Here is a 21,843-nt window from a genome sequence, read left to right on the forward strand (position 1 = left end):
ACGCCGCCAGCGTTCGTCCTGAGCCAGGATCAAACTCTCCATGAAAGTTTGTGACTCATTTAAAAACGTTGTCGATTTATCGATTCATATGTTCAGTTTTCAAAGAACTTGCCGTCACGTTTTGTCGTGACTTTGCATATCTTATCAGCTTCGCACTTCGCTGTCAACAACTATTTTCATTTTTCTAATGAAGTTTGTTGTTTTGCGTCGTGCTTCAGAAGCGACAAGAAGTAATATACCATCCTGGTTCATCGAATGCAACTTGTAAAATATGACAAGCCGCTGCTTAATAGCGCGGCCTGTCTGATTACACCAATGTCCCTTATTCGTTGAGCAACCTTACGAACTCCTCTTCATCGTCAATCACGCGTATGCCAAGGTCGCGCGCTTTGGTCAACTTGCTGCCTGCACTCTCGCCCGCGACTACAATATCGGTTTTCTTTGATACGCTGCCGCTGATTTTGGCGCCTAGCGCTTCTAGCTTCTTGGCCGCCTCGTCTCTGCTCATCGAGGTAAGTGTACCAGTCAATACGACGGACTTGCCGCTGAACTGGCTGTCCGTGCGCGCTGGTGCAGCTTGTTCCGCTTCCGCCTTCACGCCAAGCGCCAGCATGCGGTCGATACTCTGAACGACGACCGGATCGCGGAAGTAAGTATAGATGCTCTCGGCCACAATTCCGCCTACATCCGGCAAGCCTACAAGATCTTCGCGCGCCGATTCCCTCAGCGGCGCGAGCGCGCCGAAATGGTCGGCCAGCATTTTGGTCGTTGCCTTCCCCGTATTCGGAATGCCCAGCGCGAACAAAAATGCCGCGAGATCGCGATCCTTCGACTTCTCGATCGCCTCCAACAATTTGCGCGCTTTCTTGTCTCCGAAACGCTCGAGGCCGATCAATCTGTCGTAATCCAATTCGTACAGATCGGCCGGATCGTGCACATTGGAATGGTCGAACAACTGCTCCGCGGTCATGATGCTGAACGATTCGATGTCCATGGCGTCCCGGGAAGCAAAATGCGTAATGCGGCCGACTGTCTGCGGCCGACAGCCCAGCTTATTATTACAGAACATATGGGCGCCGCGCTGCTCCAGTGGCGTACCGCAAGCCGGGCATACTTCAGGCGCGACGATCTCCGCCCCTTCCTCGTCGTCGGCTTTCCCGAGAATCTCCGGAATGACGTCATTCGAACGCCGAATGAATACGCGCGTGCCTAGCGCGTGCTTCAAGTTCTTGCGCTCGATGTCGCCGATATTGTTGAGCGTGCAGTTGGACACCGTCACGCCGGCGAGTTCGACCGGTTCGACGCGCGCGACCGGGGTGATTTTGCCCGTACGGCCCACTTCCCATGAGACGGACTCCAGCACAGTGGTCGTCTCTTCCGCTTCAAATTTGAACGCCACCGCCCAGCGTGGGAATTTGTCGGTATACCCGAGCGCTTCGCGCGTCCGCATGTCAGTCAGCTTCACGACAGCACCATCAATGAGGAAATCAAGCTCACCGCGCATTGCGGTAATCCGCGCCAGCTCCGCTTCGACCTCTTCGATCGTGCTCCAGTAGGTGACGTACGGGTTGACCTTGAATCGGTTGTCCCGCAAGAACTGAAGCATCTCCTGGTGAGTATCGAATTGAACGCCGTCGGCATAACCGATGTTATAAAAGAAAGCGTTCAGCTTGCGCTCGGCCGTGATGCGCGGATTCTGGTTACGCAGCGCTCCAGCCGCGGCGTTGCGGGCGTTCTTGAGCGGCTCGGCGGCAGTGCGGTTGTACGCTTCCAGAACCGACAAATTCATGATCCCCTCGCCCTGCACTTCGATAATGCCCTCGGAAAACGGAATGGTCAGCGGAATCGACTTAATCGTCTTCACTTGCGCCAGGATGCCCTCTCCTACAACGCCGTTGCCTCTCGTCGCCGCTTGGACCAGCCGTCCGTCGTCGTACGTCAAATTAAGCGTCAGGCCGTCGAACTTGAGCTCGACGACATACGTCGGCTCCGGAAGCGGAGTTGCTTCCGGGTTTTTGGCATTGTAGTCGGCAATCGATTTCCGAACGCGGGCGTTCCAAGCAAGCAGATCTTCGTTGTCCTGCGCTTTGTCCAAGCTCCACAGCCGTGCCCGGTGACGATGCGGCTCGAATCCTTTCAAGATGTCGCCACCGACCCGCAGCGTCGGGGAATCTGGCAGGACGACACCTGTCAGTTTCTCGAGTCCGATCAATTCGTCGTATAACGCGTCGTATTCCTTGTCGCTCACCGTTGGAGCGTCGAGGGTGTAGTAGTGGTAATTGTACTGTTCAATCAATGCCGCCAGCTCGCGCATGCGGGCCTGCTGCGCCATATCTGCGCCTAGTCCTTGCTCCATTGCACTGATCCGCCTCTCTTCGTATCCTTAGCCTTCCCTCATCGCCTATGTAAAGAGAGAGACGCCCGCGTCCTCTTGCATTGCCAGCGTCTCTCTTATGATGCAATACCGGTGTTACTCCACCTTCGTAATTGGCGCGAAGCTCGCGAGCAGCTTCTTGATGCCTACCGGAGCCGGGAATGCGATATTCAGCTCCGTCTCGTTGCCGGAGCCCTTCGCCGAGACGACCGTCCCGACGCCGAACTTGCCGTGGGACACGCGGTCTCCGACTTTAAAGTCCTTGGAACCCGATGCCGCCCCGCCCGAAGCCGCTCGGGCGGCGTCCGCCGGACTCGTCACGCGAACGCCGCCGCCGCTCGGGGCGCTTGCGCTCGCGGCACCCGCGCTTGGACGAGAAGCAGAACTGCCCGCGCCGCGGAAACCAAACCCGGATCCGCCGGATGCGCTGCTCCTTCCTGCGCCGAAACCGCCGGATGCGGGACGGCTGCTCGCGCGCCCGAACATGGACGCATCCTTCTTCAGTTCGTCCGGCACCTCGTCGAGGAACCGGGACGGTTTGTTCGCGTTCGTCCGTCCGAACAACGTCCGCACGCGCGCACAGGTCATAAACAGCTGCTTCTCGGCCCGGGTAATGCCGACATAGGCCAGCCGTCTTTCTTCCTCGAGCTCTTCATTGTCCATAAAGGCGCGGCTGTGCGGGAATACGCCTTCCTCCATGCCGATGATGAACACGACCGGGAACTCTAGACCTTTGGCGCTGTGCATTGTCATCAGGATGACCGCGTCCTTCACGCCGCCTTCCGGTTCGTCTTTATCGACCGTGTCGATATCCGCGATCAAGGCCAGATCCGTCAGGAACGAGACGAGCGACTTGTCGTCGTTGCGCTTCTCGAAATCCTGCGTCACGGACAGAAACTCGTCGATGTTCTCAAGCCGCGCCGTCGACTCGAGCGTATTCTCCCGCTGGAGCTCCATCCGATATTGGCTCATTTCGAGAATTTTCTCGGTCAGCTCGGTGACGGAGAGATACTCCACCATTTGCGTCAGATTCGAGATCATGTCACGGAATTCGCGAAGCGCCGTGCGCGCCCGGCCGGTCACGTCGATCCAATCGAGCTCTTCCAGCAGCGCGAATATCGAAATGCCGCGCGAGCCGGCGATATCGGCCAGCTTGGCGACCGTCGTATCGCCGATGCCCCGCTTTGGCACGTTGACGACCCGTTCAAAGCTAATATCGTCGTCGGGATTGGAAATTAACCGCAGGTAAGCGAGCAAATCCTTGATCTCTTTGCGGTCGTAGAACTTGATGCCGCCGACGATCTGGTACGGAATATCGGATTTGATGAGCGTTTCCTCGATGACGCGGGACTGGGCGTTCGTCCGGTACAAAATCGCATGGTCGGCGTATTGCTTGCCCTGCTTGATATTCTTCTGAATCTCGCCCGTAACGAAATAACCCTCTTCGTGCTCGGACTCCGCCTGATAGACGGTGATCGGCTCTCCTTCGCCCCGGTCGGTCCACAGCTTCTTCGCCTTGCGCCCCGTGTTCAGGTTGATGACCGCATTGGCCGCGTTCAGGATATTCGACGTGGACCGGTAGTTCTGCTCGAGCATAATCGTCCGCGCTTCCGGGTAGTCCTCTTCGAAATTCAAGATATTCGAAATGTCCGCCCCGCGCCAGCGGTAGATCGACTGGTCGCTGTCGCCTACGACGCAAATGTTGTGATGCTGATCGGCCAGCATTTTGCAAAGCATATATTGCGCACGGTTCGTATCCTGATACTCGTCTACGTGGATGAAACGGAATTTATTCTGGTAGAAAGCTAGAACTTCAGGTACTTCCGTGAATAATTCAATCGTCTTCATGATGAGATCGTCAAAATCGAGCGAGTTGTTGAACTTGAGCCGCTTCTGATAGGACGCGTATACTTTCGCCACGATGCCGTCGAAGTAATCGCCGATCTTGTTCTCCAGCCGTTCGGGCGTCTGCAGCTCGTTCTTCGCCGCGCTGATCTTCGCCTGAACCGCCTTCGGCTCGAACTTCTTCGTGTCGAGGTTCATCTCTTTCATGATGTTGCGGATGACCGACAGCTGGTCGGCCGAATCCAAGATCGAGAAGCTCTGCGAAAACCCGATCCGTCCGATATCTCTGCGCAAAATGCGCACGCACATGGAGTGGAACGTCGATACCCAGATATCATGGCCGGACGGGCCGATTAGGGTGGATACCCGCTGCTGCATCTCTCTTGCCGCTTTATTGGTAAACGTGATCGCCAGAATGCTCCACGGCGCCACGCGCCGCTTCTCGATCAAGTACGCAATCCGGTGCGTCAGCACACGCGTCTTGCCGCTGCCCGCGCCGGCCATGATTAACAACGGACCATCGGTGGCCTGCACGGCCTCCCGCTGCGGCGGATTCAGTTTCTGCACCGCCTGTTCGATACTGAATTCGTTTAACATATGTGGAATAAAAGCTCCTTTGTTCGCATTTGTTCGCCTATTCACAGTCTAGACAACCGCGCCTGCGGTGTCAATTTGATTCTCGGTTTTGCAGACATTTGGCAGCGCTGCAGCTAAGCTCGGCGGAACGCCAAGCCGTGCACGGGAGCAACCTCGGCCCATAGGCGTGCCGTGGCATCTGCCCGGGCTTGACCAGGTCTATGGTGCAGCACCATCAGACCCACCTTACTGGACTAAAAAGAAAACAGCCCCCTGCTCGGCCTCTATTGGCTTGTCGAAACATTCGGGAGCTGTATGTACATGGATTTCGGAATTGGTCACTGCAGCTTGCAGGGCGTTCGACGGACAGCCTCCACCGTCGCGAGCGCGGCGTCCAGCTTCTCATATACGGCATTGCCGACCACGACTGTATGGGCGTACGCCGCAGCCTCGCTGGCTCTCTCGGGACCGTCGACTCCGCCGCCGTAAAACAACCGCGCCGACGTTAATACCTTGCCGGCTTTGTCAACGAGCGACATATCCCCATAAGCACCGCTGTATTCGATGTAAACGACCGGAAGCCGCATGAGCCGATCTGCCATATAAATGTGCGCGGCGATGCCTTCCGCATCCTGTATCGCGTCGGCCCCGGTTATTCTGGCCGCCTCCGCATCCGGGTTCAAGACGATATAGCCTTCGGCGGAAGTCATCTCCCAAGGGACGAACGGACCGAATTTGCGCAGCGCCTCGATCTGATGGCCGGCGATCCATTCGCCCCGGCGGGTGTTCAGGACGAGCGGGATAAAATACCAATCAAAACCTGGCACGGCCGCCTCTATGTTGGACACCTCGAGTGCGCACGGCACCTCGTAACGGCGAATGCGCGAAAGAAGCTCAACGGTATTGTCGTAGTCTACGCCGCTAGACCCCCCGACGAGGATGGCGTCCGTACCGGACATACAGACCGCGTCCAGCGCCTCGTCCGAAATTTCCCGCTCCGGGTCCAGTTTGAAGACGTGCCGCCATTCGGCGTAAATTTCGCTTTGCATGATGGTCATTGCATTCCTTTCTAGTTGACGCGCACGCTAAGATGGCCGTCTTACAACGATTCGATGCGCTGCATCACGGAAAATTCATTCGGGTACAGCATGATCCACTCGGTCAGGCCCACCATCCGGAACAGCTTCTCGTAATGTGGCGTGATCCCCCACGCGAATGTATGCATGCCAGCCTTCTTGGCCGTCCGGGCAAACCGGATCAACACGGCCATGCCGCCGCTGTTGATGTAGGAAATTCCCGTCAAATCCAGGACCAAAAACCGTACTTTCCCGGCGAATTCGGTTGCGAATCCGTCCAATATTTCATGCTCGGATGCACGGGTCAGCTCGCCCCTAAGCTGCAAGACGCAGCCGCCGGTAAACTGACGCTTCTCGATGACCAATGGCTGTTGCACTACCGTCGCCTCCTTTGTTGTGCGCGCTAAGCGCGCGTTTTACGCATAAAATAAATTTCGAGGTAGAATCCCCGTTCGTCCCGGCCCGTCGCCCAATAGTCCGATAAGGCATCAATAAGGACAAGCCCCCAGCCGCGCGGATCCTCGGACTCCCGCTTGCGGGCCATCTCTTCCTCGTTGCGCGCGACGTGCGGGAAGAAGCCTCCTCCGCTATCGTAAATCCGAATCACCGTAATCCGGCTGCCAACCTGCGCCTGCACGGTGACCACCGACCCAGGCCGGAGACGATTGCCGTGTTCCATCGCGTTCATGATGCCTTCGGACACTGCGCTCTGCACGTCCTCGCCAAGCACGGTCTCCGGCCAGAACGTCGATACGAGCATGCCGACCTGCTCCGCTACCATCCGCTCCGTGCCATGCGCGCTGCCGAGCATCCAGTCGTGGGCATAGAACCGGCTCGGCGCCAATTCGTCCAATAAGGCCCCGTCCAGCGCTGCCGCTGCCTCGCGCTCGGCCGCCTGCAGCCAATAGGCGTGCACAAGCTCCAGCACGACGATCGTGCGGTCATCGTTGTCTTTGGCGTACTTGGCATCCATTCGGCCGAGCCAGTCGTCCACCCGCTCCGGCAGTTCGTCGCCCATCCGCCACTGTGCCAGTTCGCTCTCTAAGCCATCGAAGCTGTACATCCGTCCCGTTTCATCCATGGACTCGATCAATCCGTCGGTATACAGCACGAGCTGATCGCCCGGCTGCAGCTTCAAGACGATGGATTCGTAGCGCGTCTCGGGGTCTATTCCGATTGGAAGCGAGCTGCAGTCTAGCGCTTTTACGCTGCCGCACTCGCTCACGATATAGGGGGACAAATGGCCGGCGCTCACATACTGAAGCGTATCGTGAACCGAATCGACGACGCCGATTCCCATCGTGACCGCGCCTTCCTCGCCAATCGCCTCGCATAGCTCCTCATTGATCCGCATCATGACCTCGGCCGGATTGCCGTTGCGCCGGATCTCCGCGCGAAAGAGCAGCAGCAGCGCCGACATTAACAGCGCGGCCGGGACGCCTTTGCCGGACACGTCGCCAATCATGATCGCGAACCGGTTCGGGCCCAAGCTGAGCACGTCGAAGAAGTCGCCGCCCACTTCATGGTAAGGCCGGCTTCGCGCCGCGATCCGGTACGACCCGATCGTCATATCGCCGGGTGGAAGCAGCTTCTGCTGCACTTTGTTGGCGAGTCTGAGCTCCCGCTCAAACTGCTCGAACCGTTGCCGCGCGCGCGCTTGGAGCTCACGGAAGACAAGCGCCAGATCGCCAGCCTCGTCCTCCGGCTCCTTCCGCTGCGATCCGACAGCCCCCGGGTGCCCATCCATGACCAGTTCCCGCAGACTGCGGACCAGCCCGCGAAACTCGTTGCGGAAGCGCGTCGTCACGAAGATGGCAAGAGCTAAGCCCAGCGCTACGTCAATCGATGCCGCCCCGATGATGGCCTGCGGCGCCAAGGACGCAGGCTGCTCGTGCTGGATGAGCATCAGCTGCAGCACATTCAACATCGCGGCCAGAAACGCGCCTAAATATGTAGCCAAAAACGGCCAGATTATGGAGAGGCTTAGACCACCTCCATGATCCCGCTGCAGCCGCAGCACCGTCCCCCGCAGCACGCCGCGCACCGCGACGAACAGCAGAACCGCCATGGTAAGCGACATGCCGATGCCCCCGGCCAACGCGTCCGCATAGGCCTGGACCAGGTTCCCTGACCCTCCGAGCGCTACGGATACCGCCATGCTGCTTAGTCCTGCAAACAGCATAGAGGCAAGGAGCTGGTACGGATAAAGAAGCAGCTTCCGGACCGCCAACCGCACCTGGGATTGTTGGGTAAGCAACTGCCTGACCGAATATAGGCGCCATGCCAAATGAACGCCAAGCACAGCGATGATCAACAGGACGATAGCGATCGGATAAGGAATCCCTCTGCCTTCAACGTGCGGAACGAGCTGATGCGACACGATGTGATTTTTGACTGTGAACATGACCAGACCCGCCAGTACCGACACCGCCTGGGCGGCGAACAGCTTCATGAACAACCGTCTCCACGCAAGGGCAGACGCAGGCGGCATCTCCGTCTCCCCCCAGGACCGTCGCACTAGTTCCATATTAAGCGTCTGGTTTCTTCCAACGGTTCGGAACCGAATTCCTCTTCATACATCCGTTCTAGCCGCTTATACCAGCCGATCGCCTCCGCCCGATGTCCTTTGGCCAGACAATGGCGTATCATCGCCTCATAAGCCTCTTCCTGCTTCGGACGCAGCGCGATCCATTCGCTGAGCGCTTGTTCGGCCTTCACTTCGTCCCGCATATCGGTATAATAGATCGCCAGCCGTTTCAACATGTTGGTCTGCCGATCCAGCATTTGTTCCCGCGTGCGCTCGAGCCACTCTACGTTCGGGAGCTCCGTCGCCAACTGGCCATACAACGGCAGCGCTTCCTCATATAGGCGGCAAGCCGCTTCCCGGTCGTCATTCCACAGCTGATCCCCGACTCTGGACAAGGTCATGTACGTCTCCGCGTCCACTTGTTCGATAATCTGCTCGTCCAGCCCAATAACGCCACGCTTGACGTAGACCGGATCGGACATCCCCATTTCGCGCAGCGTATGACGCAAATCGTGCAGCGTCACATAAAGCTGGTTCGATTGCTTGGCCGCTTCGCCTTCGCCGAAAACGCGTTCAAGCACTTGCTCGCGATTCGCTTTGTAAGCTGGCTGAAGAAGGAGATACACGAGCAGTTCTCCTGCTTTGCGGCGCTTCCACACGGGCTCGGCCACCTGACCGTCCGAGGCGCTGAAGCGCAATCCGTCCACCAGCTGTACCCGCCAGCGGCGATCCTGCACGGCGAGCGCTTCCGGTTCGACCGGGCTCGGCTTCTCTTCGGCAACCGGTTGGACCGATGCCGCTGCCGCCGGTTCGGCCGCTTCTTCCTTCGCCATCTGTTGGCGCAGCACGTCCAATTCGGTCAAACGGCGTTTGATCTCCGGCGACGACACGAGCGCGGCATAACCGTCCAAGGCTTGGAAAAGTTCACCTGCACGCGCAGTGTCTCCCCGCTGCAATTCTCTGCGCAGCTCTGCGGCCGCCGCGAAAAATTGCACTTCGATGTCGTCGTCGAGCGAGCGCGGCGGCCTGCGGTTCGCGCGGCCGAAACAGATCGCATTGACCAAATACACATATCGTGCCGGCAGCAGTTCGATCGTCTCGTCTCTCGGCTTGCCGCCCGCATTCAGCGTCTCCTTGAGCGCAAGACCAAGCGAGGTCTCGTCCAAGCTGCGACCGAGCCATTGCAGCAGTAGTCTCCATTCCGGATTAGCGAGTAAGTCGCTCTGCGGATCATACAGCAGACGCTCTAGCATTACGATCGCCGCCCACAACGGCTTGCCCTCTTCCCGGAACCGATTCGCCGCCGCCTGAAACAATCCTTCGGGCGACGCCAGGCCGCTCTGTTCGTTCAATCCGCCCCCAGCCAATGCTCGCGCAAGCGACCACGGTACGAATCCGCTGCATGCCTGTCCGGAATGCTCCCATTCCATCCGTAAGAAATCGATAACCGGCCGCGAATCCGAGCGATCCCCGACTTGCTGATACAAAAGGCCCAGCATCCCCATCAGCGTTAGCATCGCTTCTTCGTTCGCTTGGGCTGCGAACGCCCGCAGCGCACTCTCGATCAGACGTTTGGCATCGCTCAGACGCCCTTGCAGCAGCCCTTCCTCGCATTCCGCCTGAAGGAGCAGCGGCGAACTATTCCGTATAGACGCCGGGATGACGGCCAACATGTCCGCCGTTACGCGCCTTCCATCCAATATCGCTCTCTCCAGCGACAATACACTATCTGTCCATGCATCTGCGTTTTGGGACAATCTTCCACTATGTTCCATTCGTAAGTTCCCCACGTTCGATTGTCATTGTAATCTCTCCTCTATTTCGCCTCCATACGTCAAAATACCTGCCTGTATCTCCAAAGTCTTGTCAACAAAAACGCGATTGGACGGCTTCGCAAGGGGAAATCGGCATGAGCGGTCTTACGGGGGCGCGCGTACATTTTGGAGCGTGCAGGAACGCTCAGACACGTTAAAAGTTTGACCGGCATGAAAAAAAGAGCGGGGGCGTTCTCCCCGCTCTACTTATACGTTACTTCACCAGCTGTCCGCGCGTCACGCCGAGCTGATTGATCGCCTTCAAGCTTCGCCATACTTGCGTGCCGTTGATCCGGCCGCTAAGCGCATCAGCGTAAAGCCCGATGACCTCGTCTACTTTGTCGGCGGTCTCCTCCAAAAATTCGATGCGGAAGGAGCCGACGCCCAGATCGGCGAATTGGCGCAAATATTCGGCACCGGATTGCTCGATGGCGTTGTACACGGTATTGCGGCAGCCTTCGTCGACGCGCACCGGATGCGACATGCCGATCCGATCGCGAAGCGAAGCGCGCTGCTCTTCGCACGGCCGTCCACAGTTCGTGAAATCCGTGCCCTCGCTCATGAACGTGCAATACACGCAATGCTCGGTATGGAACATCGGCAAATGCTGATGGATGACCACTTCCATCTTGGACGTGTCCGAGCGCTCGAGCAAATCGAACATTTGCTGCACGTTCAAATCGTAAGACGGCGTCACGAAGTCGCATCCGGCTTCGATAAACAGATCCGCCGCTTTATGATTGGCGATATTCAGCGAGAAGTCGCCGATCAAACGCGGGAACCCTTCTCCGCCGCGCTCCGCACGAGCGCGCATGTAATAATAGAGCGCGCCCGTGTTGCGCACCAGCACCGCATCCGGTGCCAGCTTCAAAATATTGGCGTGGTAGCCGTTCTCGCCGGGCATATGAATGCGCGGCGTGGCCAGCGCGATCGGCTTGCCGGCCTGGCGCGCGATCTCAAGCGCAGCCGGGAATTGCTTAATAAACTCGAAGTCCGCGTAGACCATGCCGACGCCCGAACGAACAGCCGCTTCCACCTGCGGCAGCGTCCGGCAAAGCGCCGTCAGGCGGGAGGCCGCCGCTTGCGGCGTCGGCACCGGAATCGCGGCTTGGCGCTGGCGCGCCTCGGCGTCGGCGTACACCTCCACCTGGCGCTTCACGTAGACCGGCGGCTTTGGCCGCTCGCCCGCCAGTTGCTCTACCGCTTCACGCCGCATCCGGTTCAGCTCGCGCACCGGCACGATGAGATCGCCCTGCAGCTCGGCGTCCAGCTTGTCCAGCTGGTAGAGCGTTCCGCCCAGACGGCCGAACTGCTCCTCTAGCAGCGCGACGTCCATCGGCCGCTTCTGGGCGGCTTCCAGCTCCAGCTCGGAGACGATCTCCACGGTCGTGCCTTTCTCTACGTCGGTCCACCACGTCTTCAGCGGTTGGCCGAGCGTACCCAGCACCTTCACCCGAAGCGGGAACACGCGGTACGGCTTCTCGGTCTCGAAGGTGGCGCGCAGCCGCTTGTCCAGCGCCGGGTCGTTCGTCTTCCAAATCCGGTCGCCGACGTGCACCTTGCGCAGGTCGACGTCGTTGCGGCCCGGCACGATCTCGAGCATCGTGCCATCTTGCGCTTCCCCTTCGATCTTCACGCCTTGACGGCGCAAATCATAAATCCGGCCGCCCTCTTCCTTCTTGGTCGGGTCGCCGGCGTCGAACACGATGCCGTCTCCGCGCTTAAGCGGGGTTTCGATGCGGCACACGACGGCGTCGCGCAGCACGCGCTCCACGCGTCCAAGATATACGCCGCGGCTCTTCGGGAACGTACCTTCGACGAGCATCTTATTGTTCGTCCCTTTCAGGAAGCCGTGGGTAAACCCGCGCGAGAAGCTTTGCTGCAGTTCCTCGATCTCCTGCTTGGAAGGAGCCGAACGATCGCCGTCGAAATACCGGTCGATCGCAGCACGATATTTGCTCACGACGTTCGCCACGTATTCCGGACTCTTCAGCCTGCCCTCGATTTTGAAGGAGGTGACGCCCGCTTCGATCAGCTCCGGCATAATGTCGATCGCGGCCAAATCCTTCGGCGACAGCAGGTAAGCGACATCGCCCATCGGCTTCTGCTCCCCGTCGACCATGAGATCATACGGCAGCCGGCATGCCTGCGCGCACTCGCCGCGGTTGGCCGAGCGTCCACCCCACATTTCGGACGTCAAACATTGGCCCGAATACGAGACGCATAATGCGCCGTGCACGAATACCTCCATCGGGAGTTTCGCCTGATCGCCAATCGTCTTAATCTGCTTCAGGTTGTTCTCCCGGCCTAAAACGACGCGCTCCATATTAAACGGCTTGGTGAATTCGACGGCCTCCGGCGACGTAATCGTCATCTGGGTTGAACCATGGATCGGGAAATCCGGCGACATCTCGCGAATGAGCTTCACCAGTCCTAAATCCTGCACGATCACCGCGTCAACCCCGGCGTCTATGCATGCTTCGATTAGCGCCTTCGCCTCGCGAAGCTCGTCCTCGAACACGAGAATATTAAAGGTCAGAAAACCTTTGACCCCGTAGCTATGGAGGAAAGCCATAATCTCCGGAAGCTCACTCATCTGAAAGTTGTTCGCTCTTGCCCGCGCGTTAAATTTCTCCACGCCGAAAAATATTGCATCTGCGCCATTCGCCACCGCCGCGCGCATGCAGTCCCAATCGCCTGCAGGCGCGAGCAGTTCAACGTCTGCGCGCGTAATTGTACTCATCTTGTAATCCGCCACCCTTTGTTCGTTGCTATTCTTCTAAGTGTACCAGAGTACCGCGGTTGATTCCACCGACAGCCGTTTCCATGCGATTGACTGGAAACAGAAAAAAGAAAACCGCCCGCTAGCCGGTTCAATCCGAATAGGGGCGGTACATTCGTTTAGTTGATCGTGAATGTTTGTACGACTTTCTCGACTGGATCGTGGTTGGCCGCCGTATCATTTGCCATGTGAATCGTCGATTGGAGTACATAGGTAGTCCCGTTCTTCTCGACGACATAATATGTTTCGACGAATGGTCTCATATCCTCGCCCGGATTCGGTACTTCGACAATAATCTTGAAGCCCGTCAGGCCATTGATAGTCACATTCGTGACCGATCTGACTTTGGCCTCGCTCCGCTTCATCTCGTCGTCTTGACTGACGTAGCTGGCGATAGCCTGCCGGAAATCAGAAGCGCTCCAATTCCGGTCAAGGACCTTAATCGAGAACCACCCGTAATCCATGCCGTATTCAACATAATTCGATTCGAAGTCTCTTTCGATCCCCTCCCACGTTTCGGGCAAGGTGATCGAATAGTCGTATTTCTTGCTCGTCTTCGTCACGGTCGCCGTATTGTCGCTCGAATCTTCGATTTCACTGAAGTTGGCGTCCACATACTTAGTTAATATCGTAATAGTCGAAGCGATTTGCTTAAAGATCGCTTCGCCCTCCGCGCCCTTCTCGCTTGGATAATAGAACGTCGCGAGATATTTATGGTTACCTTCCATGTAATATACGTCATGCGAGGTTGTCCATTGTTTCTTATCAAAGGTGTACTCCATATTCAACACGCGCGCTTCGCCGTTGCCGATCTTGATCGTGCTCTCCGAAATATTGCGCAAGTAATCCGAAGCGTATTTTGCTTCGAACTTAGCCCGGTCTTTCGCCACCCATTGCTCGAGCGTCTCTCCGGCTACTGATGAGCTCACGACAAATTCGAATGCATACTCCTCGTTGCCGAAGAACGGGTAGGACGCCTCCCGATCCCGATGCCAATCCGCCGGAATCTGCATGCCAAGACCATAGTCCAAGTCGGCTACGTAGACGTAACCGTCTTTCACTTTCGTAATATCTTTCAACGCTTTGTTCGAAGCATCGAACGAAAGCTTGAAGCTGTCCAAAATGGAATTGTACTTATTCAAGGCTTCGCGGCTCGTCGCCTTCATTCCGGCCCCGATGAGATAGACACGACCGCTCTGCTGCGTCGTGCGAAATTCATAGAACCACCCATCGCGCGTTTTGGATACGATTTTCTCGAAAAGAACCCCGTTAACGGTAACTGATTTTCTCTCGAGCAGCACGGAATCCTCGGGCAGCAGACTCATCATATAATCGCGAATTTCATCCTTGGTGTACGTCTCATCCGCATCCATTACTTTCACGAGCACCGTCGCGTTCTCTGACACGTTCGACCACATGATGCCGTCGCCGGTATCCGTCTGGCCGCTCATGGTCAAATCCGAAGGATAGTTCATTGACCAGTTAAAGTAACTGTCGCCGACCAAGGTTTTGCCCGCATCTACATTAATCCCCGCGGCGCCCTTGTCCTCGCCTGCGCTGGATCCAGCCGGTGTGCCGACGATAATGATATTTTTGCCCGACGTGCTAATCGCCGCGCCGAAAGCCTGTGTGATGACACGCAACGGTACCATCGTCACGTTATTGACGACGGTGGGGGCTACCGCGATGGCGGACGCCTTGCCGTTCACCAGAACGGTTTTGCTTCCGATGGTCAGCATGACTTTCGTCTTGTTATACGTCAACGTAATAACTTTGTTTTTCTCGAGCTTAAGCCCTGCGCCGAATGCCTTCGTAATCACGCTCAGCGGAACGAGCGTTGTGCCGTTCGCTTGATACGGCTTCTGGATGGAGGACGTCGCCCCGTTAATCGATACGACGCCGCTGCCAACCGTTAATTGCACGACCACTTTGGCCGATGCCGCTCCCACCGCTGCCGGCATGATCCCCAAAACCATGCAGGCTACAGTAAAGAGCACTACCCAACGTTTCAACATGCAAACAACCTCTCCCAATCTGTCTATAAAATATTCTATCAACCTGCGCTAAGCGTCAGTTTGCGCGTGACGATCGAACCACCCGATTGCACAAGCACCTCTACCTGCTGGCCAGGGATAAAAGCTTTCAACGTTTCGGTCACGTCCACTTGCGAAGTGACCTGTTGTCCCGCGATCGCGAACAACGCATCACCGGACTTCAGCCCGGCTTTGGTGGCCGAATCGGATTTGACGTTCTTAATCGTAAGCGGATCGGAAGATGGCAGACCGACAATTGCCGACCAACTTTCTTCCAGTTCGACTCCGAGCGATGCTCGGTTCACTTTTCCATATTTAAAGAAATGCTGAATGACATAACGAGCGGTATCCATCGGAATTGAGAAGCCCAGACTCTCCACGTCGTCACTGACGAATTTCATGGAGTTGATGCCGATGACTTCTCCTTTGAGGTTCACCAGCGGCCCTCCGCTGTTCCCTGGATTAATCGCCGCATCCGTCTGAAGCAGCTTATAGTCAGAACCAGTCGAACGGTTCATGCCGCTAAGAATTCCCGTTGTAGCGGTGTTGCGCAGTGTAAATGATACCGGAGTGCCGATCGCGATGACGCTTTCGCCTACTTCCACCTTAAGCGGCGTGGCGGCAAAAGTGGCTGGCTTTAGGTTTTTTGCGGCGATTTTTACCATGGCCAGATCGCTCTTCTCGTCATAGTACACACGTTTGCCCTCATACTCCTTGCCGTCGGAGGTAACGACCAGTAAATTGGCCATATCATTCACGACGTGCGCGTTCGTTATAATCCAGCCGTCCGACTTCCAAATGACACCTGTTCCGTGCGATAGCGCGTATCGGTCGTCATAACCGATCGGTTTGCCAATAATGCCGACTACCGATGGCGATACCTTGCCGATTACAGTCGGAATCGGATTAGCCGCCGTGTAGGAATACGTGCCAGTTTTGGCATTATAAGCACCTGTCCCACCAAGTACTTTAGTCACAGAACTGGCCTTAACATATACTTCTCCACCGATCATTTTCGCCTCAAAGGTACCGGTAGGAGCAAAAGCATTTCCCTCCATGGCCGATCCCGTTATAAGCGCCGTTCCTACGGCCGTCAGCGCTAATACGCGAGTCCATTTTGTCCTTGCGGCCAACAACTCAATTAAACTCATTCCCAATGCTCTCCACTCTACTAACGAATTAGTTACTATTGCACCAGTTCTTTGGAACCACACCCAACAATTGTTGATCCCAATTATACCATGTAGTACCTATTAGTAATATAAAAGAAATCATATAGATACAATTTTGCCCCCCTCCCACCCCCTTTAGCATTAGCCCGATCATGCGATAGCTTAATAGTCTCCATCATGACAGCGCTTTTAGCTTTTTGCTCTCTTATTGTGCGATTTTGCCATTCTGACCGTTGATCGCTATGCCGCCCGCCGGGTCATGCTATAATGAAACCATTCTTGCACATCTCATTTTGGGAGGTTTATGGATCCATGAAACTTGGTGTTTTCGCTGTGCTGTTCGCACAGAAACCATTCGAAGAAGCGCTCGACTATATCGCCTCGAAAGGCCTCGAAGCCGTTGAAATTGGAACAGGCGGCTATCCGGGTAACGCGCACTGCGATCCGGACGTTCTGCTGGCCGACGAGAGCAAGCTGAACGCATTCAAAGAAGCGGTAACCTCCCGCGGTCTGACGATCAGCGCGCTCAGCTGCCATGCGAACCCGCTCCACCCGCAAAAAGCAATCTCCAGCGAGCATGACGCGCTGATCCGCAAAACGATCGTGCTGGCCGGTAAACTTGGCGTTCCGGTCGTCAACACATTCTCCGGATGTCCAGGCGATCACGAGGACGCCAAATATCCGAACTGGCCAGTTGCGCCTTGGCCGAACGACTTCCAGGATATTCTGAAATGGCAATGGGAAGAGAAAGTCATCCCGTACTGGACCGAAATCGCGAAGCTGGCGACCGAGAACAACGTGAAAATCGGCCTTGAGCTGCACGGCGGCTTCTCCGTTCACAGCCCGAGCACACTGCTCCGTCTGCGCGAAGCGGCAGGCGAAGCCATCGGCGCCAACCTCGATCCAAGTCACATGTGGTGGCAAGGTATCGATCCGGTCCAAGCGATCCATATCCTCGGTCGCGCCGGCGCCATCCATCACTTCCACGCTAAAGACACGTCGATCGACCCGATCAACGTGAATAAACACGGCGTAACGGATATGCAGTCTTACGCGCTTATGCTGGATCGCGCTTGGCAGTTCCGTACAGTCGGCTTCGGCCACGACATGAAGACCTGGGCGGACATCATCAGCGCTCTGCGCCTGGTCGGCTACGACTACGTCGTCAGCATCGAGCACGAAGACGGCCTCATGTCGGTCGACGAAGGGTTCTCCAAAGCCGTTCAGAACCTGCAGCAGGTGCTTATTCGCGAGCCACTCGGCGAGATGTGGTGGGTATAATTCCGGCTCTCTAGCATCGACCAAATAGCCCCATTGCGCAGCGGTACGAAATCCCGCTGCGCAATGGGGTTTGTCGTTGGTATAGAAAAACCGCCGGCATCCGAAGAAATCCGGGTACCGGCGGCTATATCGGGTCAAGCTTGCAGTCTTGGTTCAGACTATTACCAGCCTTTGATCATGACGATGTCCGAGAACAGGAACACGGCAGCGGCAAGAACGGTGAAGCCGATTGCAAAAAGGTTCTTGTTGCGCTGCGTCACCAGACGGAAGAGCCCGATCAAGATTACGATCGTAAAGAGAAGCATCACGATGTCATACGGATCGAACAAGCTTGTCGATGTTGCCGCTTCCGCAGCAGCTTCCTCTGCGAGATAAAACATAGGGGGACCTCCTTATTTTCGCACGTAGCCTATAGTATTTAATGTTAGCTTTTACCGGTTGTTCTGGCAAGTCCATATTTACATTCGTAACAAGTTTGTCACGATTTCCCGCTTGACGGTTCGTTTGTCAGGCGCGACCCTCTATATATAACAAAATCTTATAATAAGAGCAAGGGGCCATCGGCTCTGTATCTGCGGCAGCAGGTAGCAAATCGGCTGCGAGAACATTTCATCACCGACACGTCAAGAGACTTCCAGCCGCAATAGTGGCCGTTTGCCCGAGGCGGTCGGCAGCGAGACGACGCAAATCTTCCCCCGCAACTATAAAATGTCCATCAGCGGCAATGTTTATAACAAAAGCCATCGTGGGATTCGTTGAATTCGCTCACAACCGCACGATTTTGGAACATGCCATGAAAAGGACAGCATGGGATTTCTACTTCATGTCGGCAATTCAGTGTCATGAGATACGACTTTGACCAGAAAGAGTGGGCAATACCAGGTCGCATGAGCATTACCTCGTTACATGCCGCGTAGACTTGAGAGATACCTAACCCGTCATAAGGAGCGATGTTTATGGGCCTATTCGACAGCATTATGGGGAATGCTTCCGAAATACCGGTAGGCGAAATCCAACAGGAGCTTCGCCCCGTCTTGACGCCCGGCGAGCAGGTGGAGAAAGCGTACAAAGTGTTCCGGGACGGCATCGTTTTCACGAACAAGCGGTTGATCCTGATCGACAAGCAAGGGGTGACGGGCAATAAGACCGAACTGCTCTCGATTCCGTACAAAAGCATAATCCGATTCTCCCGTGAAAGCGCGGGTACGTTCGATCTGGATGCCGAATTGAAAATATGGCTCAGCGGTCAATCGATGCCAATCGTGAAGAAGTTCAACAAGCAGGTGAACATCAATGAAATTTATGCGAAGCTCAGTCAGTACATATTAGGCTAGCTCGCCGTAACACTACAAACACGCCCCATCTGCACCTGACGCAGCATGGGGCGTGTTGTCGGCTCGTGAACGAGACCAGGTGCCGGTGCGCCGGGAGGCGTCCGCATTGTGGGAAAGTCCGTTAGGCCTAATCCGCCTGCGCGGCTGCTACCGTCTCAGCTGCGCGGTGTGCCTCTTCAGTCCGCTTCCGGTCGCGCTCCAAGATCGGCTTCAGGTAACGGCCCGTATACGAGCCTTCCACCTTGACGACTTGCTCCGGCGCGCCGACCGCGACGATCGTGCCGCCTCCGCTGCCGCCTTCAGGACCGAGATCGATCAAGTAGTCGGCCGTCTTGATCACGTCCAAATTGTGCTCGATGACAAGGACGGATTCGCCCGACTCCACCAGACGGTGCAGGACGACGAGCAGCCGGTCGATATCGTCCACGTGCAGACCAGTCGTCGGCTCGTCGAGAATGTACATCGTCTTGCCCGTGCTTCGGCGGTACAGCTCAGCCGCCAGCTTAACGCGCTGTGCCTCGCCGCCGGAGAGCGTGGTGGCCGGCTGGCCAAGGTCCATATAGCCGAGACCGACGTCCATCAGCGTCTGGAGCTTGCGGTGGATGCGCGGCACGTTCACGAAAAACTCTGTCGCATGCTCGATCGTCATCTCCAGCACTTCCGCGATGCTCTTCCCTTTGTACTTCACTTCGAGCGTCTCGCGGTTATAACGCTTGCCCTTGCACACTTCGCACGGGACGTACACGTCCGGGAGGAAGTGCATCTCGATCTTGATGATGCCGTCGCCGCGGCAGGACTCGCAGCGGCCTCCTTTGATATTGAAGCTGAAACGGCCTTTCTTATAACCCCGCACCTTCGCTTCGTTCGTAGAGGCGTAGAGATCGCGGATATCGTCAAATACGCCCGTGTACGTGGCCGGGTTGGAACGCGGCGTGCGGCCGATTGGCGATTGGTCAATATCGATGACCTTGTCGATATGCTCAAGTCCGCGAATCTCCTTATGCTCGCCAGGACGCACCCGAGCCTTATTCAGATCGCGCGCCAACGTCTTGTACAGAATCTCGTTCACGAGCGTTGACTTACCTGAACCTGATACGCCAGTGACCGCGGCGAATACGCCAAGCGGAATCTTCACGTTCACCCCGCGCAGGTTGTTCTCCTTCGCCCCGCGCACCTCCAGCCACTTGTCGCCTGGCGCACGGCGCTTGAGCGGCACCGGAATGAACTTGCGGCCGCTCAGGTAGGCGCCTGTCAACGAGTTCTCATCCCTCATCACTTCTTCCGGCGTCCCCTGCGCGATAATCCGCCCGCCGTGAATGCCCGCGCCCGGACCGACGTCAATAATGTAATCCGCAGCCATCATCGTGTCTTCGTCATGTTCGACGACGATGAGCGTGTTGCCGAGGTTCCGCATATGCTCGAGCGTCTTGATCAGCTTGTCGTTATCCCGCTGATGAAGCCCGATGCTCGGCTCGTCCAAAATATAGAGCACGCCCATCAAGCTCGAGCCGATCTGCGTGGCCAAGCGGATTCGCTGCGCTTCTCCGCCCGAGAGCGTGCCCGCCGCGCGGCTGAGCGTCAAATACTCCAAGCCTACGTTCGTCAAGAAGCCCAGACGGCTGTTGATTTCCTTCAGGATCAAATTCGCGATCGTGCGGTCTTTCTCGCTCAGATCGAGCTGTTCGAAAAATTGCTGCGCGCCGCCAATCGAGAGCGACGTCACATGCGAGATATTCTGCTTGCCTACGGTGACGGCCAGACTTTCCTTCCGAAGACGCTGTCCTTTGCAGCCGCCACACGGCTTCGCGCTCATATATTGCTCGATATGCTCGCGGATACCGTCAGATGCCGTCTCCCGGTATCGACGTTCCAGGTTATGGACGATGCCTTCGAACGGCACGTAAGCATCCTTCGCCATCCCGAAATCGTTCTCGTAGCGGAAACGCACGCGTTCGCCGCCCGTCCCGTACATGAGTTTCTTCATCTGCTCGCTCGTCAGTTCGCCGACCGGCACATCGCGCGGTATGCCGAAATGAACGCACACCGCCTCCAGAAACTGCGGATAATAGTTGGACGTGCTGCCCGCCCACGCTTCGAACGCGCCTTCCTCGATCGTGCGGCTCGTGTCGGGCACGAGCAGGTCTGGATCGACGATCATCTTCGCGCCTAAGCCGTCGCAGTCTGGGCAAGCCCCGAACGGACTGTTGAAGGAGAACATGCGCGGCGCCAGCTCGTCGATGCTGAATCCGCATTCCGGGCAAGCCAGATTCGAGCTGAACATGAGCTCTTCCTTCTCCATGACGTCGATGAGCACTTTGCCGTCAGCCAGCTTGAGCGCGGTCTCGATCGAATCGGCCAGCCGCGTCTGGATATCGTCCTTCACGACGATCCGGTCGACGACGACTTCGATATTGTGCTTCTTGTTCTTCTCCAGCTCGATCTTCTCGCTTAGCTCGCGCAGCTCGCCGTTCACGCGTACCCGCACGAAGCCTTGCTTCTGCACGTCCGCCAGCAGCTTGGCATGCTCGCCTTTGCGGCCCGAGACGATCGGCGCCAAAATTTGCAGCTTGGTTCGCTCCGGATATTCCATGATGCGGTCCACCATCTGCTCGACGGTCTGGGACGTAATCTCGATGCCATGCTCAGGGCAATGCGGCTTGCCAACCCGGGCAAACAGCAGGCGCATATAATCATAAATCTCCGTGACGGTCCCGACAGTCGAACGGGGATTGCGGCTCGTCGTCTTCTGGTCGATGGAGATTGCCGGCGATAAGCCGTCGATAGAGTCGACGTCCGGCTTCTCCATCTGACCGAGAAACTGGCGCGCATACGCCGATAACGATTCCACGTAGCGGCGCTGCCCCTCGGCGTATATCGTATCGAAAGCCAGCGATGACTTGCCCGAGCCGCTCAAGCCCGTCAAGACGACGAACTTGTCCCGTGGAATCGTCACGTCAATGTTCTTCAGGTTGTGGGCTCTCGCCCCTTTAATCACGATCGATTCGCTTGCCACTTAGTTTCTCTCCTCC

The 21,843-nt window shown here is 56.7% G+C and carries 13 protein-coding genes; 2 read left to right on the plus strand and 11 right to left on the minus strand.

Features of this window, described 5'->3' with window-relative positions; all coding sequences use genetic code 11:
- Positions 1–322 precede the first annotated feature (322 nt).
- The 9 genes from ligA to ACFFSY_RS28220 all read right to left on the minus strand — a co-directional run bounded on the left by ligA (position 323) and on the right by ACFFSY_RS28220 (position 16,178).
- Positions 323–2,356, minus strand: a complete 2,034-nt coding sequence (gene ligA, locus ACFFSY_RS28180) for an NAD-dependent DNA ligase LigA (protein WP_377500464.1) — start codon at positions 2,354–2,356, stop codon at positions 323–325.
- 114 nt (positions 2,357–2,470) lie between these two features.
- Positions 2,471–4,816, minus strand: coding sequence for a DNA helicase PcrA (gene pcrA, locus ACFFSY_RS28185; RefSeq protein WP_377500466.1), 2,346 nt, complete (start codon positions 4,814–4,816; stop codon positions 2,471–2,473).
- 317 nt (positions 4,817–5,133) lie between these two features.
- Positions 5,134–5,844 (minus strand): heptaprenylglyceryl phosphate synthase, encoded by a 711-nt coding sequence (gene pcrB, locus ACFFSY_RS28190; protein WP_377500541.1) that lies wholly within the window; start codon positions 5,842–5,844, stop codon positions 5,134–5,136.
- Positions 5,845–5,894: 50 nt separating this feature from the next.
- Complete coding sequence (locus ACFFSY_RS28195; RefSeq protein ID WP_377500468.1) at positions 5,895–6,248, minus strand: STAS domain-containing protein; 354 nt, start codon at positions 6,246–6,248, stop codon at positions 5,895–5,897.
- Between the two features lie 26 nt (positions 6,249–6,274).
- Positions 6,275–8,362, minus strand: coding sequence for an ATP-binding SpoIIE family protein phosphatase (locus tag ACFFSY_RS28200; protein WP_377500470.1), 2,088 nt, complete (start codon positions 8,360–8,362; stop codon positions 6,275–6,277).
- A 26-nt stretch (positions 8,363–8,388) separates the two neighbouring features.
- Entirely contained in the window at positions 8,389–10,098 is a 1,710-nt protein-coding gene (locus ACFFSY_RS28205; RefSeq protein WP_377500472.1) for an AfsR/SARP family transcriptional regulator, read from the minus strand.
- Between the two features lie 328 nt (positions 10,099–10,426).
- A complete protein-coding gene (locus ACFFSY_RS28210) occupies positions 10,427–12,955 on the minus strand; it encodes a U32 family peptidase (RefSeq protein ID WP_377500474.1) in 2,529 nt (842 codons plus the stop codon).
- 158 nt (positions 12,956–13,113) lie between these two features.
- A complete protein-coding gene (locus ACFFSY_RS28215; RefSeq protein WP_377500476.1) occupies positions 13,114–15,009 on the minus strand; it encodes a stalk domain-containing protein in 1,896 nt (631 codons plus the stop codon).
- Positions 15,010–15,047: 38 nt separating this feature from the next.
- Positions 15,048–16,178, minus strand: a complete 1,131-nt coding sequence (locus ACFFSY_RS28220) for a S1C family serine protease (protein ID WP_377500478.1) — start codon at positions 16,176–16,178, stop codon at positions 15,048–15,050.
- Between the two features lie 333 nt (positions 16,179–16,511).
- Between ACFFSY_RS28220 and ACFFSY_RS28225 the strand changes: the two genes are divergently transcribed.
- Entirely contained in the window at positions 16,512–17,480 is a 969-nt protein-coding gene (locus ACFFSY_RS28225) for a sugar phosphate isomerase/epimerase family protein (protein WP_377500480.1), read from the plus strand.
- 161 nt (positions 17,481–17,641) lie between these two features.
- Here ACFFSY_RS28225 and ACFFSY_RS28230 read toward each other — a convergent pair whose 3' ends face one another.
- The gene (locus tag ACFFSY_RS28230; protein ID WP_377500482.1) at positions 17,642–17,860 is read right to left on the minus strand and encodes a DUF2759 family protein; all 219 of its coding nucleotides are present in this window, start codon (positions 17,858–17,860) and stop codon (positions 17,642–17,644) included.
- Between the two features lie 576 nt (positions 17,861–18,436).
- Between ACFFSY_RS28230 and ACFFSY_RS28235 the strand changes: the two genes are divergently transcribed.
- On the plus strand, positions 18,437–18,814 hold the full coding sequence (locus tag ACFFSY_RS28235; RefSeq protein ID WP_377500484.1) for a PH domain-containing protein: 378 nt from the start codon (positions 18,437–18,439) through the stop codon (positions 18,812–18,814).
- 127 nt (positions 18,815–18,941) lie between these two features.
- Here ACFFSY_RS28235 and uvrA read toward each other — a convergent pair whose 3' ends face one another.
- Positions 18,942–21,827 carry an excinuclease ABC subunit UvrA gene (gene uvrA / locus ACFFSY_RS28240; protein WP_377500486.1) on the minus strand — a complete coding sequence of 962 codons (2,886 nt, stop codon included), beginning with the start codon at positions 21,825–21,827 and terminating at the stop codon, positions 18,942–18,944.
- Positions 21,828–21,843 lie beyond the last annotated feature (16 nt).

The organism is Paenibacillus aurantiacus (assembly GCF_042431225.1).
In the GTDB taxonomy this organism is placed as follows: domain Bacteria; phylum Bacillota; class Bacilli; order Paenibacillales; family Paenibacillaceae; genus Paenibacillus_Z; species Paenibacillus_Z aurantiacus.

Bases quoted from the DNA above. Each gene is read 5' to 3' on its own strand.
- ligA (WP_377500464.1), bottom strand. From the start codon at position 2,356: ATGGAGCAAGGACTAGGCGCAGATATGGCGCAGCAGGCCCGCATGCGC.
- pcrA (WP_377500466.1), bottom strand. From the start codon at position 4,816: ATGTTAAACGAATTCAGTATCGAACAGGCGGTGCAGAAACTGAATCCG.
- pcrB (WP_377500541.1), bottom strand. From the start codon at position 5,844: ATGCAAAGCGAAATTTACGCCGAATGGCGGCACGTCTTCAAACTGGAC.
- ACFFSY_RS28200 (WP_377500470.1), bottom strand. From the start codon at position 8,362: ATGCCGCCTGCGTCTGCCCTTGCGTGGAGACGGTTGTTCATGAAGCTG.
- ACFFSY_RS28210 (WP_377500474.1), bottom strand. From the start codon at position 12,955: ATGAGTACAATTACGCGCGCAGACGTTGAACTGCTCGCGCCTGCAGGC.
- ACFFSY_RS28215 (WP_377500476.1), bottom strand. From the start codon at position 15,009: ATGTTGAAACGTTGGGTAGTGCTCTTTACTGTAGCCTGCATGGTTTTG.
- ACFFSY_RS28220 (WP_377500478.1), bottom strand. From the start codon at position 16,178: ATGAGTTTAATTGAGTTGTTGGCCGCAAGGACAAAATGGACTCGCGTA.
- ACFFSY_RS28225 (WP_377500480.1), top strand. From the start codon at position 16,512: ATGAAACTTGGTGTTTTCGCTGTGCTGTTCGCACAGAAACCATTCGAA.
- ACFFSY_RS28230 (WP_377500482.1), bottom strand. From the start codon at position 17,860: ATGTTTTATCTCGCAGAGGAAGCTGCTGCGGAAGCGGCAACATCGACA.
- ACFFSY_RS28235 (WP_377500484.1), top strand. From the start codon at position 18,437: ATGGGCCTATTCGACAGCATTATGGGGAATGCTTCCGAAATACCGGTA.